Below are 14260 nucleotides of genomic sequence, written 5' to 3' on the forward strand. Positions count from 1 at the left end.
CGCCCCCCAAGCGCAGCCCCAGTATCCGTGCAGCCGACGGAGCCTCGCGGCACGACATGGGCGCTTGCATCCGGCACCGCAATGGGCCGGGGCCGCGCCCACGCCGGTCGCGCTCCGCGTGTCGCAGGGGCATCACGCCGTCAGGCGCACCGATGTCCGGCACAGGGCTTGGACCTGCCAGGCGGCATGGCGGTCCACAGGGGGCTTGGCGGTACTTGGTGGGTCCGGGGGCGCAACGTCGCCGTCCACTTGCAAGGGGTCTGGCGACCCCGCCGTACGAACGGATGCAGGAATGCAGCCGAATCTTTCACACCTTGAAGGGAAACAAGCACATGAAAGGCAACCACCACGGACGCGGGCGCACGCTTGCGATGACCACCCTGGCGTTGACGCTGTCCATCGCCACCGCGCAGGCCGCCGAACGCGTCGACCTGCACGCGCTCGACCTGGCCCAGCTCAACCAGCAGTACAGCGCCGCCAGCGCGACCCTCGGCACCCCCGCCCGGGCGATCGACCGGCATGCCGAACTGGTCGGCCTGGAGCAGGACTCCGGCCTGCGCCTGCTGCGCTCGCACACCGACCGCGACGGCAGCCGCCACTATCGCTACCAGCAGACCTTCCAGGGCCTGCCGGTGTTCGGCGAAAACGTGATCGTCAGCGAGAAGGCCGACGGCACCGTCGAGAGCCTGTTCGGCCAGATGGTCGGCGGCCTGGCGTCGGAGGTGTCCATTGCCTCGGCCAGCGTCAATGAATCGCGGGCGATCGCGCTGGCCAAGCGCGCCGCGCTGGGCTCGAAGGCGGTCAGCCGCGTGATCGAGAACGTGAAGGCCGAGAAGGTCGTCTTCGTCGACGACGCCGGCCGCGCGCGCACCAGCTACGTGGTGTCGTTCAACGCCGACCTCTCCGGCGGCGGCGACCCGACCCGTCCCTTCGTCATCGTCGACGCCAGCACCGGCCAGGTCCTGAAGAAGTGGGACGCCCTGGCGCACGCCAACGGCACCGGCCCCGGCGGCAACCAGAAGACCGGCCAGTACGAGTACGGCACCGACTTCGGCTACCTCGACGTGGCGCAGAGCGGCAGCACCTGCACCATGAACAACGCCAACGTTCGCACGATCAACCTGAACCACGGCACGTCCGGTTCGACCGCGTTCTCGTACAACTGCCCGCGCAACACGGTCAAGACCATCAACGGCGCGTACTCGCCGCTGAACGACGCCCACTACTTCGGTGGCGTGGTCTACGGCATGTACCAGGACTACATCGGCGTCGCGCCGCTGACCTTCCAGCTGAAGATGCGCGTCCACTACAGCAACAACTACGAGAATGCGTTCTGGGACGGCCAGCAGATGACGTTCGGCGACGGCGCCAGCACGTTCTATCCGCTGGTCAGCCTGGACGTCACCGCGCACGAGGTCTCCCATGGCTTCACGCAGCAGAACTCCAACCTGACCTACTCCGGCCAGTCCGGCGGCATCAACGAAGCGTTCTCGGACATGGCCGGCGAGGCCGCCGAGTTCTTCATGCACGGCAGCAACGACTTCCTGGTCGGCGCACAGATCTTCAAGGCCAGTGGCGCGCTGCGCTACATGGACGACCCGACCCGCGACGGCCGGTCGATCGGCCATGCCTCGGACTACACCAGCGGCATGGACGTCCATCACTCGTCCGGCGTCTACAATCGCGCGTTCTACCTGCTGGCGAACAAGACCGGCTGGGGCGTGAAGAAGGCCTTCCAGGTCTTCACCCGCGCCAACCAGCTCTACTGGGGCCCGAGCACCAACTTCAACCAGGGCGCGTGTGGCGTGCAGACCGCGGCCACCGACCTGGGCTTCACCGTCGCCGACGTGACCTCGGCGTTCTCCACGGTGGGCGTGAGCTGCGGCACCAATCCGGATCCGGATCCGACCCCGGGCGGCGAGCTCGAGAAGGGCGTGCCGAAGACGGGGCTGTCGGCGACGACCGGCAACTCGCTGAACTACACCCTGGTGGTGCCGGCGGGCGCGAGCAACCTGGCCTTCACCCTGTCGGGCGGCAGCGGCGACGCGGACATGTACGTCAAGTTCGGCAGCGCGCCGACCGACAGCAGCTACGACTGCCGTCCGTACAAGAGCGGCAACAGCGAGAGCTGCACCTTCGCCTCGCCGCAGGCCGGTACCTACCACGTGCGGATCAAGGCCTACAGCAGCTTCTCGGGCGTGAGCCTGGTGGGCGACTACCAGTCCGGTTCGCCGAACCCGAACCCGGGCGAGCCGTGCAGCGGCTGCGACAAGTACAGCGGTTCGCTCAGCGGCACCGGCAACTCGGCGGTGCAGCCCAACGGCACCTACTACCAGTCCGGCGCCGGTGCGCAGAAGGGCTGGCTGCGGGGCCCGTCGGGCGCGGACTTCGACCTGGAGCTGTACCGCTGGAGCGGTTCGGGCTGGAGCAAGGTCGCGTCCTCGACCTCGCCCACCAGCGAGGAGTCGGTGAACTACAACGGGGCCGCCGGCTATTACTACTGGAAGGTGCTGTCCTACTCCGGCAGCGGCAACTACGACCTCTGGATCGACGCGCCGTAAGCGCTTCGCCAGCAGGCATGCAGGACGCAGGCGGCCCGCGGGCCGCCTGCACCGGAGGGCCTGGCCGGTCCAGGCCCTTCCCTCCCTGGCATGGCGCGGCTTCGCGCCGGGCACAGACGCCCACCACATCCCATCTCCAGGTGGCTCCCGGCACGTGCCGGGGGAGGGGACGCCCTCATGGAAGGAACCCACGACATGGTCTTCAAACCCGCTCCCCTGCTGGCCCTCGCGGTCGGCGTCCTGCTCGCGGCATCGCCGCCCGCGCCCGCGCATGGCCCACGGCACGATGCCGAAACCGCCGCGGCCACGGGCCTGGCCCTCGAGTCCGATCCACAGGCCCCGGTCTACATCGTCAGCTCGCGCGACACCTTCGTCGGCAGCCTCAGGCTCGAGGCGCGCAACGCCGACGTCATGCGCGACAGCCTCGGCAATGCCCTGGTGGTGTCGGAGGTCCGCGCCCACCAGCTGCCCGGCATCAGCGAGCGCATCCACGCCGGCGAGAAACGATGCGGCGGCTACTTCGCGTTCGCCACCCGCCAGCAGGCGCAGGACTTCGTTGCCTCCGGACAGGCGCTGCAGGCCACGCAGCAGGCCTTCCTGGTGGACTACGGCATCGACAACCAGGCCACGGTGGATCCGTGGCTGGCGCAGGTGCAGGAAGCCCGCATCCGCGGCACCATCGACCATCTCTCCACCGCCTACGCCAACCGCTACTACTCGACCGGCAGCGGTCGCAGCGCGGCGGTCTGGATCCGCGACACCTGGCTGGCGCTGGGCAACGGCCGCAGCGACGTCAGCGCCGAGTTGTTCGAGGACTGCGGCAACTGTTCCACCCAGCCCTCGGTCATCCTGACCATCCAGGGCAGCGAGCTGCCCGATGAGATCGTGGTCGTGGGCGGCCACCTGGACTCGATTTCCAACAGCGGCAGCGGGAGCGCCATGAACGCGCCGGGTGCCGACGACGACGCCTCCGGCATCGCCAGCGTCACCGAAGTGGTGCGGGTCGCCCTCGCCAGCGGCTGGAAGCCCCGGCGCACCGTCAAGTTCATGGGCTACGCGGCCGAAGAAGTCGGCCTGCGCGGTTCCAACGCGATCGCGCAGTCGTTCAAGGCGCAGGGCAAGAACGTGGTCGGCGTGCTGCAGATGGACATGACCAACTATGCAGCGGGCTCGAACGTGGCGATGAACCTGGTGACGGATTACTCCAACGCCAGCCTCAAGCAGTTCCTCAACGACCTTTTCGATGCGTACCTGGCGCCGCTGGGCCTGGCGCGGGGCACCTATACCTGTGGCTACGGCTGCTCCGACCACGCCTCGTGGACCAGCGCGGGCTATCCCGCGGCGATGATGTTCGAACCGACCTTCAACAACCGCCTCCACACCAGCGGCGACACCCTGGCGAACATGGGCGGCACCGCCAGTGCCAGCGTCAACTTCGCAAAGCTCGGCCTGGCCTTCATCGGCGAGCTGGCCAAGACCTCCGGCGGCACCGGGAACGCGCCTCCGGTCGCCGACTTCAGCGTGACGACCGATGGATTGACCGCCCGCTTCACCGACGCCTCGCGCGACAGCGACGGCGACATCGCCTCGCGACGCTGGGACTTCGGCGACGGCAGCAGCGCCAGTACCGCCAACCCGAGCCATGCTTACGCCGCGGCCGGGCGCTACGACGTGACCTTGACGGTGACCGACGACCGCGGCGCGAGCGACAGCGAGACCCGCTCGGTGAGCGTCAGCGATGGCGGCGATCCGCCCGGCGGCGACGCGCTCGAGAAGGGCGTGCCGAAGACGGGGCTGTCGGCGACGACCGGCAACTCGCTGAACTACACCCTGGTGGTGCCGGCGGGCGCGAGCAACCTGGCCTTCACCCTGTCGGGCGGCAGCGGCGACGCGGACATGTACGTCAAGTTCGGCAGCGCGCCGACCGACGGCAGCTACGACTGCCGTCCGTACAAGAGCGGCAACAGCGAGAGCTGCACCTTCGCCTCGCCGCAGGCCGGTACCTACCACGTGCGGATCAAGGCCTACAGCAGCTTCTCGGGCGTGAGCCTGGTGGGCGATTACCAGTCCGGTTCGCCGAACCCGAACCCGGGCGAGCCGTGCAGCGGCTGCGACAAGTACAGCGGTTCGCTCAGCGGCACCGGCAACTCGGCGGTGCAGCCCAACGGCACCTACTACCAGTCCGGCGCCGGTGCGCAGAAGGGCTGGCTGCGGGGCCCGTCGGGCGCGGACTTCGACCTGGAGCTGTACCGCTGGAGCGGTTCGGGCTGGAGCAAGGTCGCGTCCTCGACCTCGCCCACCAGCGAGGAGTCGGTGAACTACAACGGGGCCGCCGGCTATTACTACTGGAAGGTGCTGTCCTACTCCGGCAGCGGCAACTACGACCTCTGGATCGACGCGCCGTAAGCGCGTCGGGCCGCGTGCGCATTGCATGCGGCCATGGATTCGCAGGGAAGGCTCCGCGCCTCCGGGAAGGAGGCGCGGCGGTCATGGAAGACTTCCGGCAGGCGCCCGTCCGGCGGCCTGTGGGGCGGCGCGACGGGACACCGTCGGCTCCGTATGGCCCGGGTGCTCCAGGATGGAGCGCCCGGGCTCCCTTGACGCATCGCGGGGCGCCCGCGGACGGGTTCCCCGGTGGATGGCCGCGATGCGCGGCGTCGCTCAGATCGCTTCGAAGCGGTTCGCGTCGACGTTCTTGCGCACCCGGGACGGATCCCACACCCGTCCGTTCATGGCGATATAGACGCCCGGCGGCAGTGCCTGCACCGCGCCGACCGCGCACCCGACGTTGAACTCGGCATCGGAACCGCGGAAGCGGGCCGGGCTCAGCGCGCCGGTCAGGACGATGGTCTTGTCGGTCAGGCTGGCCAGGACCTTGGCCGTCTCGACCATGGTGTCGGTGCCGTGGGTCAGCAGCACGTGCCGGGCCGGTTGCGCGGCGATGGTGGCGCGGATCAGCTCGCGGTCGTCGGCACTGATGTGCAGCGAGTCCTTGCGCAGGATCGGGATCACGTTGAAGCGGAAGGCCACGCCCAGCTCATGCAGGATGCCGCCGATCTGCGGCTCGCCGATCTGGTAGTCGGACTTGTCGTCGAAGTAGATCTTGTCGATCGTGCCACCGGTGGTGACGATGCAAAGCTGGTCCATGGCTGGGGCGCTGCATGTAAGCGGGAGAGCGCGGATTATACGGGCTGGCGCGGGCCAACCCCAGCGGCCGAGCCCCGGTTCAGCGGGGCGTGCGGCCGAACTTGTTGCGCAGCCCAGGCCAGCTTCCCGCCAGGATGATCGCGATCGCCAGCACCAGCACCATCCAGGCATGCAGTCGCGCCCCGGGGTGGCTCCAGGCGATCATCACGCCGTGGCAGAACCAGCCCAGGCCGAACACCCCCGACCAGAACACGGCCTGGCGCGATGCGAACCACGCGCCCACTGCCAACAGCACGGGCGGGGCGGCGAAGAACAGCATCGCCGCGGTCCGGTGCGCGTCGTCGCGGAACCAGTGCGCATAGACCGCGGCCAGCACCAGCAGCAGGATCGCGAGCAGGCGATGCGAGGCCATCATGCCGAGAGCTTCCCGGCGATACGCGCCAGCCGGCGTCCCAGCGCCCGCGCCAGGACGGCTTCGTCCTCGCTGGGCTGGGGATCGTCGTTGCTGCCTGCGACGTGGCTGGCGCCGTACGGCGTGCCGCCGCTGCGCGTGCTGCTGAGCGCGGGCTCGGTGTAGGGGATGCCCACGATCACGCAGCCGTGGTGCAGCAGGGGCACCTGCATGCCGAGCAGCGTTGCTTCCTGTCCGCCGTGCATCGTGGCGGTGGAGGTGAACACGGCCGCGGGCTTGTCGACGAGCGTGCCGCTGGCCCATTGCGCGCCCAGCGAGTCGAACCAGTGCTTCATCGGCGCGGCCATGTTGCCGAAGCGGGTGGGACTGCCGATGGCCAGGCCGGCGCACGCCTCCAGGTCCGCGACGCTGACGTAGGGTGCGCCGTCGTCCGGTTCGGGCGGCGCGGCGGTCTGCGTCACCGTCGCCACCGGCGGCACGCTGCGCAGGCGCGCCTGCATGCCGTCGACCTCGCCGATCCCGCGGGCCACCTGGCGCGCGAGGCGCGCGACCGAGCCGCCGCGGCTGTAGTAGAGGACGAGGATGTCGGGCATGGGCAAGGGGACCGGGAAGGCGGTGGCACAGGATACCGTGCCGGCGTCGGGGCGGCCGTCGCCGGCATGTGGACGGCGCGTGAGCATCGACGCCGCAGACCACCGGGCTTCGGGTACCCTTCGTGCCATGGATCCCCTGGTCTCGATGAGCCGCCTGGTCGAACGCGTGCAGGATCGCGCGCGCAACCTTGCGTTCAGCCGCTTCGTCGGCCAACGCGTGCTGGCCGACAACCTGTTCCAGGCCGCCGGGGCGCTGGCCTACACGACGGTGTTCGCGCTGGTGCCGCTGTCGATGGTCGTGTTCGGCGTGCTCTCGGCGTTCCCGGTGTTCAATACCTGGACGGACCGCCTGACCGACTACGTGTTCACCAACTTCGTGCCGAGCGCGGCCGCTTCGGTCGCCACCTACCTGCGCGAGTTCTCGAGCAATGCCGGCCAGCTCACCGCCGCCGGCGTGATCGCACTGGTGATCTCGGTGCTGATCACCCTCAACGGCGTCGAAGCGACCTTCAACCGCATCTGGCGGGTCAGCTCTGCGCGTCCGCAGATCACCCGCTTCATGGTGTACTGGACCGTGCTGACGCTGGGCGCGATGGTCGCCGCCGCGAGCCTGGCGGTATCGGCCAAGCTGTTCGCGCTGGCGATCTTCAACACCGAGACCGGGCATTTCCTGCAGGGCCTGGCCTTGCGCCTGTCGCCGATGGTCATCGAGCTGCTGGCCTTCACCATGATCTACCGCGTGGTGCCGCATCGCGAGGTGCACTGGCGGCACGCGTTGGCGGGGGCGCTGCTGGCGGTGCTGTTGTTCGAGGCGATCAAGGCGGTCTTCGGCGCCTACCTGGGCAGTTTCGATGCCTATTCGCGCATCTACGGCGCCCTGGCCTTCCTGCCGATCTTCCTGCTGTGGATCTACCTGGGCTGGTTCGCCGTGCTGCTGGGCGCCTCGGTGGCGTCGGCGGCCTCCGCGTTCCGCTACCAGCCGGTCGACCTGCGCCTGCCCGAAGGCTACGAGATCTACGGGCTGCTGCGCATGCTCGGCCGGTTCCGCGAGGCGCGGCACAAGGGACGCGGCCTGCATACCGACGACATCCTGGAGCTGGAGCCCATCCTCACCGACGACCTCGTCCAGCAGATGCTCTGCGACCTGGAGGAGATCGACGTGGTCAGGCGCGCCGAGGACGGCGAATGGCTGCTGGCGCGCGACCTCGACACCCTGAGCCTGGGCGAGCTGTACCAGGCCTGCCGCCTGCGCATACCCGTGGCCGACGCGGCGCTGCCGTTGGCCGGCGACGCGAACGGGCGCCCGGTCGTGGCCGCGATCGACGCCCTGCGCATTCCCCTGCGCGAACTGCTTGAACGCCGCGTGGGCAGCCTCCACGCCGATGACGAGGATTGACCTGATGGATCGACGTTTCCGTGCCCGCCCGACGCCGCTGCTGGTCGCCGGCCTTCTGTTCCTGTCGCTGCTGGCCGCCTGCGAGCGCGAGGCGCCGACGCCCGCCCCGGGCGGTGAGGGTGCCTCCAACAGCCCCGACGCCGCCGCGCCGGTCGACGCGGCACCGGACACGCCCGGATCGCCGTCGCAACCGCGCCTGGTGGTGACCACCGTCGATGGCGCGGCCTACGACCTGGCCGAACACCGCGGCAAGTGGGTGGTGGTGAACTTCTGGGCCACCTGGTGCAAGCCTTGCCTGAAGGAGATGCCCGAACTGTCCGCGCTCGATGCGATGCGCGAGCACATCGAGGTGATCGGCCTGGCCTACGAGGAGATCGAGACCGCCGAGATGCAGGCCTTCCTGGAGAAGCATCCGGTGGTCTACCCGATCGCGATCCTGGATACATACGCGCCGCCGGCGGATTTCGAGACGCCGCGCGGCTTGCCGATGACCTACCTGATCGACCCCTCCGGCAAGGTCGCCGACCGCTTCGTCGGTCCGGTGACCGCGCACGAGATCGAGGCGGCGATCGACCAGGCCGGCCAGGACGGGGACGGGGACGGCACGTGATCGCCGCGCGTTTCCTGGTCGCGGGCAAGGTCCAGGGGGTCTGGTTCCGGGCTTCGACCTGCGAGCTCGCACGGGGCCTGGGCCTGCGCGGCCATGCGCGCAACCTGCCCGACGGGCGCGTCGAGGTATTGGCCGTCGGCGAGGCCGCGGCGATCGATGCGCTCGATGCCTGGCTGCAGCAGGGCCCGCCGCTGGCGCGCGTGCAGTCGGTCAGGCGCGACACGGCCAGTCCCGATGATGCGGGCAGCGGGTTCGCGATCGGCTGAGGCCCGCCGCGGGCGCGGGGCGGCTTGCTCAGCGCGCCTGCCGCGCGTAGCCGATCCAGCCCAGCAGTCGCCGCCCGGCCAGCAGGCTGGCCAGCGACAGCACGCCCACCGCCCCGGCATGCCAGAGCAGCACCATCGCCATGCTCTCGCCGGCGTCGTGGATCAGGCTGACGCCGGCCGACGACAGTGCCGCCGTGCCCAGCGTGGCCAGCAGGGCCGTGCGTGCCGGCCGCACCGCGCCGGCATGGCGCACCACCAGCAGCATCACCAGCGCCAGCGGAACGCTGACCATGGTGATCGCCCAGGCGCACTCGACCGTGCCCATGTTCATCTCGAAGGCGCCGGCGCCCAGTCGCGCGTGTTCCTGCAGGCACCCCCAGCCCAGGCTGGACAGCCAGGCCAGCAGGGCGGGCGCGGGCAACCACGCCCATGCGGGCGAGCGCCCGGGCACGCTGACCTGGAAGGTCGCGTAGGCCGCCAGCACCGCGGTCAGCAGGCTCGCGGCCCACTGCAGCTTCGCCGCGCCGGAATGCAGGGTGCCCGGCTCGATCCCGCCGCGGACGGCCAGCAGGACCGCCATGACCAGGGTCGCCAGGGCCAGCCAGGCGAGGGTCCGCCGCAGCGGCGAGGCCAGCGGCCGGACCGGCGCGGCGCGCGCGGCCAACTGGTCGATCAGGCGGGAAGTGTCAGTCATGGGGCGATTCCTCCGGGCCCAGGACCCGGCGCAGTGATTTCAGGGCGCGGTGGTAGGCCACCTTCAGGGCGCCGGTACTCTGCTGGCTGCGCGCGGCCGCTTCGCTGAGCGAGAGCTCCTTGATCCGCAGCAGTTGCACCGCTTCCCGTTGCCGGGGCGGCAGGGCGTCGATGGCCTCGTGCAGTGCGCGGGCGGCTTCGTCGCGCGAGGCCTGGTCGGCCGGGCCGGCGTCGTGGTCCACGGCCTCGGGCAACGCGTCCGCGTCGTCGAACTCGTGCTTCACGCGATGCGTGCGCCGGCGCAGCAGGTCGATGCAGCGACGGCTGGCGATGGTGCCCAGCCAGGGCTTGAAGGGGCGCCCGCGCTCGTAGGTGTGGCGGATGCCGTGGACGATCACCAGGATGTCCTGCACGGCGTCGTCGACCTCGTCGGGATGGCCCAGGTAGCGTCGCGCGACGGCGCGCACGTACGGCGTGATGCCGCTCAGCAGGGCGTGGTAGGCATGGCGGTCGCCGTCCTGCGCCAGGGCCATGAGCTGCTCCCAGGGCACGGCGTCGCGGGCGTCGTCGCCGTTGGCCGTCGGCGTGGCGTTCGAAGGGGACATCGGCGGGGTGGGGGATGTCCGTTGGAAGGGGACGATGGTGCCCATGATGGCGGCGTCGCCACGACACTGCAAAAGGCCGGCGCCGGGCCGGTCTGGCGATGTCGGGGTGGCGTGCGATTCCTCCGTGGCGGGGCGGGGACGGGCAGTCCCGGGCCGATATCCCCCTGTTCGCGCGGGGGGCGCACGAGGTTACGCCTCAGTCGTCCAGCGGCTGCAGGACCCCGTACCGCTCGCGCAGCGGCGGGTGGTCCAGGGGCGGGAACTCGATCGCGGGCGGCGGCACGTCGCGGTCCGGCAGGCGCGACAGGAGGTCGCGCAGCAGGGTCAGGCGGCCGCGCTTCTGGTCGTTGAAGTCGACCAGGGTCCAGGGCGCGTGGGGGGTATGGGTGGCTTCGAGCATGGCCTCGCGCGCGTCGGTGTAGTCCGCGTACAGGCGCCGGGCCTCCAGGTCGATGGGCGACAGTTTCCAGCGCTTGAGCGGGTCTTCCAGGCGTTCGGCGAAGCGTTCCTCCTGTTTGTCCTGGTCGCAGCACAGCCAGTACTTGAACAGCAGGATGCCGTCGTCGACGAGGAGCTTCTCGAAGACCGGCACCTGCACCAGGAAGGCCTCGACCTGGGCCGGCGTGGCGAAGCCCATGACCTTCTCGACGCCGGCCCGGTTGTACCAGCTGCGGTCGAACAGCGCGATCTCGCCCGCGGCCGGCAGGTGGGGCACGTAGCGCTGGAAGTACCATTGCCCGGTTTCGCGGTCGCTGGGCCTGGGCAGGGCGACGACCCGGCACTGGCGCGGGTTCAGATGGTCCTGCAGGGCGCCGATGGCGCCGCCCTTGCCGGCGGTGTCGCGACCTTCCAGGATCACCAGCAGCCGCTTGCCGCAGTGCTTGAGCCAGCGGGCCACGCCCGCCAGTTCCACCTGCAGGGGTTCGAGCTCGGCCTCGTAGTCCTTCTTCTTCATGCGCGTGCGGGTTCCCTCGGGGCGGGCGGGCGCGTCATTCGCGCAGTCGCGGCTTCAGGTGGGCCAGGTTGCAGGGACGGGTGCGCGCGTCCAGCTGCGCCCGGATGATCTTCTCCCAGCCGGTGCGACAGGCCGAGGTCGAACCCGGCAGGGCGAACAGGAAGGTGCCATTGGCCAGGCCGGCGAACGCGCGCGACTGCAGGGTCGAGGTGCCGATCTCGTCGAAACTGATCGCGCGGAACAGTTCGCCGAAGCCGTCCATCTCCTTGTCCAGCAGCGGGCGCAGCGCTTCGGGCGTGGAGTCGCGGCCGGTGAAGCCGGTCCCGCCGGTCACCAGGATGCCGTCGACGGCCTCGTCGGCGATCCACTGCGAGACCTGGGCGCGCAGGCGGTACGTGTCGTCGGGCAGCAGGGCGCGCCCGGCGAGTCGGTGGCCGGCCTCGGCCAGGGCGCCGGCGAGGTAGTCGCCGGAGGTGTCGTCGTCGGCCGTGCGGCTGTCCGACACGGTCAGCACGCACAGGCGCAGGGGCATGAAGTCGGCGGAAGCGGTCATGGCGCCGAGCCTAACCGATCGGGCCCGGCGCGGTCTCGCGCGCTCGGCGCCTCAGTCACCGCTCCCGGCGTCGACCGCCAGGGGCCGCACCGTTTCCAGCAGGCTGACCAGGGTCTTGCCCGGCTCCTCCCAGGGAATCATGTGCGCGGAGCGTTCGAACCAGATCCCGCGCTTGTACGGCGCGTCCACGACATCCAGCCAGGCGGCCGTTGGTGCCGAGGGGGTGGTGTAGTCATGGCGCCCCATGAACATCACCACCGGGACCGGAAAACGCTCCACGTGGCTGTAGTCGACCTCCAGGAAGGCGTCGAGCACCTTGCCCAGGGTGAACAGGCTGCCCTTGTCGATCGCGCAGACATCCGCCGCCTCGTACTCCGGCGACAGCCGGCCGGCGCGATAGAAGTACAGGTTGGACTCGTCGCGGAACGCGCTCATGCCGCCGTAGTGCTGCGCCCAGATGCGCGCGGTGACGATGCGCTCGCGCGTCAGCGGGGTGTCGCCCGGGTAGGGCGCGATGGCTTCCAGCGCGGCCACCGCCTCATGGTTGTCGTGCGCGCGGGCCTGGGACAGCGCGTAGTCGAAGCTGATCCGCTCGTTCTCCTGCACGTCGATCACCTGGCCGATGCCGACGTAGGCGTGGAACAGGTCGGGTCGCTTCAGCGCCGCGCCCATGCCGACGATCGTGCCCCAGCTGTGGCCCATCAGGATCAGCTTGCGCTTGCCGTATCGCGCGCGCACGTGCTCGGCGACCTCGATCGCGTCGTCGATGTAGCGCGGGATCCGGATGCTGTCGGCGATCGCGTCGGGATCGACCTGGTTGTAGGTGCGTCCGGCGCCGCGCTGGTCCCAGGTGACCATCGTGAAGTACTCCTCCAGCGGGCGCTGGAACTCCCACAGGCTGGGCGTCAGCGGCGAAGCCGGGCCGCCGTGGACGAACAGGATGATCGGGTTGTCGCGGTCCTGGCCGCGCACGGTGATGTACTGGGGAATGCCGCCGATCGTGGTGGTGTAGGACGCCTGCACGCCATTGGGCGCGACGATCCGGCCCAGGTCGGCGATGATCTCGCGGGCGGGCGCGTACGGCGCGGTGTCGGGGCAATCCTGGGCGCGCGCTTCCGACGCGAGGCATGCGAGCAGGCACAGGGCGGTGGCGACGAGGCGGAGCAGTGCATGGGCCATGTCGCCATCGTAGCGGCCACGATGCGTTCGAAACCCTGCGGGAAGTCACGCGCCGGCGGCGCTACCATCACCTGTCCACCGATCCGGTACGCACCATGGTGAAGTCGTTCCTTTTGCCCGGCCTGTCCCTGCTCCTGGCCCAGGCCTTCGCGGGCGTGACCTTGGCGGCGCCGCCTGAGGCCTCGCCGGCGCCCGCCGCGCCACGGGCCGGGTTCGACGACGGGCCGTACATCGATTACGTCGACGGTGGGCTGGTGGCGCGCTGGGTCTGCGACGGGCGCAGCGAGGTCGCGCGTTTCCACGCCCGGCGCTGGCCGGTGCGGGTGCCGCCGCGTTGCGGGCAGGCGGCGGCGATCGAGGTGCGCGCCCCGGTCGCCGGGCGCGAACGCGTCGACCTGCGTGGCGTCGAGCGCCTGGCCGCGCTGTCGGACGTGCACGGCCAGTACGCACTGATGGTGCGCCTGCTGCAGGCGAACCGGATCCTGGACGACCGCGGCGACTGGGCCTGGGGCGACGGCCACCTCGTGCTGGTTGGCGACGTCTTCGATCGCGGGCCGCGGGTCAACGAGATCTTCTGGAAGCTCTATGCGCTCGAGCAGCAGGCGCGCGAGGCCGGCGGCGGCCTCCACGTGCTGCTGGGCAACCACGAGGCGATGGTGCTCTACCGCGACCTGCGCTACGTCAATGACCGCTACTTCGCCACCGCCAACGCATTGGGCATCGCCTACACCGACCTGTACGGCCCCGGCAGCGTCATCGGCGACTGGCTGCGCAGCCGGCCGGTGATCGCCCGCATCGACGACATGCTGTTCGTGCACGGCGGCATGTCGCCGGCCTTCCTGGCGCTCGGCATCGACAACGAGACCGCGAACGACCGCTACCGTGCCTCGCTTGGCATGCCGCGTACGCTCACCCGCGACGACCCGCGTTACGCGCCGCTGTACGACGGTCGCGACAGTCCGATCTGGTACCGCGGCTACTTCGATCCCGATGCGCTGGACCCGGCGGGCATGGACGCCGTGCTCGACCGGCTGGGGGTGGCGCATGTGGTGGTCGGCCATACCTCGATGGCGCACGTGGAAAGCCACCGCGGCGGTCGGGTCATCGCCGTCGACAGCAGCATCAAGGACGGCGAGTCGGGCGAACTGCTGTTCGTGGAGGCCGGCCGCATGAGCCGCGGCACCCTCGCCGGCGAGCGCCTGCCACTGCGCGACGCGACCGCCACCGATCCCGTGGAATGAGGCGGCCGGGCGGCATGCAGGTGGCTTGACACCGGTGGTCATGTTCCGT

The 14260-nt window shown here is 70.2% G+C and carries 14 protein-coding genes; 6 read left to right on the forward strand and 8 right to left on the reverse strand.

Annotated features, from left to right (window positions below; genetic code table 11):
* The first annotated feature begins 332 nt into the window (after nt 1-332).
* Nucleotides 333-2561: a M4 family metallopeptidase gene (locus H4F98_RS03365; protein WP_246372824.1), complete on the forward strand. Its 2229-nt coding sequence runs from the start codon at nt 333-335 to the stop codon at nt 2559-2561.
* A gap of 177 nt (nt 2562-2738) precedes the next feature.
* Nucleotides 2739-4967 (forward strand): M20/M25/M40 family metallo-hydrolase, encoded by a 2229-nt coding sequence (locus tag H4F98_RS16790; RefSeq protein WP_182685261.1) that lies wholly within the window; start codon nt 2739-2741, stop codon nt 4965-4967.
* A gap of 255 nt (nt 4968-5222) precedes the next feature.
* Here the strand turns inward: H4F98_RS16790 and H4F98_RS03375 are convergent, their stop codons facing one another.
* From H4F98_RS03375 to wrbA, 3 genes are all read right to left on the reverse strand, one after another.
* Nucleotides 5223-5708 (reverse strand): asparaginase domain-containing protein, encoded by a 486-nt coding sequence (locus H4F98_RS03375; protein ID WP_182685262.1) that lies wholly within the window; start codon nt 5706-5708, stop codon nt 5223-5225.
* Nucleotides 5709-5787: 79 nt separating this feature from the next.
* On the reverse strand, nt 5788-6123 hold the full coding sequence (locus H4F98_RS03380) for a DUF2069 domain-containing protein (RefSeq protein ID WP_343064719.1): 336 nt from the start codon (nt 6121-6123) through the stop codon (nt 5788-5790).
* Nucleotides 6120-6713, reverse strand: coding sequence for an NAD(P)H:quinone oxidoreductase (gene wrbA, locus H4F98_RS03385; protein ID WP_182685263.1), 594 nt, complete (start codon nt 6711-6713; stop codon nt 6120-6122). Before wrbA ends, H4F98_RS03380 begins: the two co-directional genes overlap by 4 nt.
* A gap of 127 nt (nt 6714-6840) precedes the next feature.
* On the opposite strand from wrbA, the gene H4F98_RS03390 reads away from it, so the two are divergent.
* Genes H4F98_RS03390 through H4F98_RS03400 form a run of 3 tightly spaced genes read left to right on the forward strand, consistent with a single transcriptional unit; the run spans nt 6841 to nt 8985 of the window.
* Nucleotides 6841-8109: a YihY family inner membrane protein gene (locus tag H4F98_RS03390; protein WP_182685264.1), complete on the forward strand. Its 1269-nt coding sequence runs from the start codon at nt 6841-6843 to the stop codon at nt 8107-8109.
* Nucleotides 8110-8113: 4 nt separating this feature from the next.
* Nucleotides 8114-8719 carry a TlpA family protein disulfide reductase gene (locus tag H4F98_RS03395; RefSeq protein WP_182685265.1) on the forward strand — a complete coding sequence of 202 codons (606 nt, stop codon included), beginning with the start codon at nt 8114-8116 and terminating at the stop codon, nt 8717-8719.
* Complete coding sequence (locus H4F98_RS03400) at nt 8716-8985, forward strand: acylphosphatase (protein WP_182685266.1); 270 nt, start codon at nt 8716-8718, stop codon at nt 8983-8985. The genes H4F98_RS03395 and H4F98_RS03400 overlap by 4 nt, the downstream gene beginning before the upstream one ends.
* 28 nt (nt 8986-9013) lie before the next feature.
* Here H4F98_RS03400 and H4F98_RS03405 read toward each other — a convergent pair whose 3' ends face one another.
* The 5 genes from H4F98_RS03405 to H4F98_RS03425 all read right to left on the reverse strand — a co-directional run bounded on the left by H4F98_RS03405 (nt 9014) and on the right by H4F98_RS03425 (nt 12970).
* Nucleotides 9014-9679, reverse strand: a complete 666-nt coding sequence (locus H4F98_RS03405; protein WP_182685267.1) for an NrsF family protein — start codon at nt 9677-9679, stop codon at nt 9014-9016.
* Nucleotides 9672-10283, reverse strand: a complete 612-nt coding sequence (locus H4F98_RS03410; RefSeq protein ID WP_182685268.1) for an RNA polymerase sigma factor — start codon at nt 10281-10283, stop codon at nt 9672-9674. Before H4F98_RS03410 ends, H4F98_RS03405 begins: the two co-directional genes overlap by 8 nt.
* 196 nt (nt 10284-10479) lie before the next feature.
* A complete protein-coding gene (gene ppk2 / locus H4F98_RS03415; protein WP_182685269.1) occupies nt 10480-11238 on the reverse strand; it encodes a polyphosphate kinase 2 in 759 nt (252 codons plus the stop codon).
* Nucleotides 11239-11272: 34 nt separating this feature from the next.
* Nucleotides 11273-11791: a molybdenum cofactor biosynthesis protein B gene (gene moaB / locus H4F98_RS03420; protein WP_182685270.1), complete on the reverse strand. Its 519-nt coding sequence runs from the start codon at nt 11789-11791 to the stop codon at nt 11273-11275.
* A gap of 51 nt (nt 11792-11842) precedes the next feature.
* Nucleotides 11843-12970, reverse strand: a complete 1128-nt coding sequence (locus tag H4F98_RS03425) for an alpha/beta fold hydrolase (RefSeq protein ID WP_182685271.1) — start codon at nt 12968-12970, stop codon at nt 11843-11845.
* A 95-nt stretch (nt 12971-13065) separates the two neighbouring features.
* On the opposite strand from H4F98_RS03425, the gene H4F98_RS03430 reads away from it, so the two are divergent.
* Nucleotides 13066-14211: a metallophosphoesterase gene (locus tag H4F98_RS03430; RefSeq protein WP_246372826.1), complete on the forward strand. Its 1146-nt coding sequence runs from the start codon at nt 13066-13068 to the stop codon at nt 14209-14211.
* The last annotated feature ends 49 nt before the right edge of the window (nt 14212-14260 follow it).

This window comes from Marilutibacter spongiae, from assembly GCF_014145325.1.
Classification (GTDB): domain Bacteria; phylum Pseudomonadota; class Gammaproteobacteria; order Xanthomonadales; family Xanthomonadaceae; genus Marilutibacter; species Marilutibacter spongiae.

Excerpts from the sequence above, each read along its gene's own strand:
- H4F98_RS03365 (WP_246372824.1), top strand. The coding sequence starts at position 333 with ATGAAAGGCAACCACCACGGACGCGGGCGCACGCTTGCGATGACCACC.
- H4F98_RS16790 (WP_182685261.1), top strand. The coding sequence starts at position 2,739 with ATGGAAGGAACCCACGACATGGTCTTCAAACCCGCTCCCCTGCTGGCC.
- H4F98_RS03375 (WP_182685262.1), bottom strand. The coding sequence starts at position 5,708 with ATGGACCAGCTTTGCATCGTCACCACCGGTGGCACGATCGACAAGATC.
- H4F98_RS03380 (WP_343064719.1), bottom strand. The coding sequence starts at position 6,123 with ATGATGGCCTCGCATCGCCTGCTCGCGATCCTGCTGCTGGTGCTGGCC.
- wrbA (WP_182685263.1), bottom strand. The coding sequence starts at position 6,713 with ATGCCCGACATCCTCGTCCTCTACTACAGCCGCGGCGGCTCGGTCGCG.
- H4F98_RS03390 (WP_182685264.1), top strand. The coding sequence starts at position 6,841 with ATGGATCCCCTGGTCTCGATGAGCCGCCTGGTCGAACGCGTGCAGGAT.
- H4F98_RS03395 (WP_182685265.1), top strand. The coding sequence starts at position 8,114 with ATGGATCGACGTTTCCGTGCCCGCCCGACGCCGCTGCTGGTCGCCGGC.
- H4F98_RS03405 (WP_182685267.1), bottom strand. The coding sequence starts at position 9,679 with ATGACTGACACTTCCCGCCTGATCGACCAGTTGGCCGCGCGCGCCGCG.
- H4F98_RS03410 (WP_182685268.1), bottom strand. The coding sequence starts at position 10,283 with ATGTCCCCTTCGAACGCCACGCCGACGGCCAACGGCGACGACGCCCGC.
- ppk2 (WP_182685269.1), bottom strand. The coding sequence starts at position 11,238 with ATGAAGAAGAAGGACTACGAGGCCGAGCTCGAACCCCTGCAGGTGGAA.
- moaB (WP_182685270.1), bottom strand. The coding sequence starts at position 11,791 with ATGACCGCTTCCGCCGACTTCATGCCCCTGCGCCTGTGCGTGCTGACC.
- H4F98_RS03425 (WP_182685271.1), bottom strand. The coding sequence starts at position 12,970 with ATGGCCCATGCACTGCTCCGCCTCGTCGCCACCGCCCTGTGCCTGCTC.
- H4F98_RS03430 (WP_246372826.1), top strand. The coding sequence starts at position 13,066 with ATGGTGAAGTCGTTCCTTTTGCCCGGCCTGTCCCTGCTCCTGGCCCAG.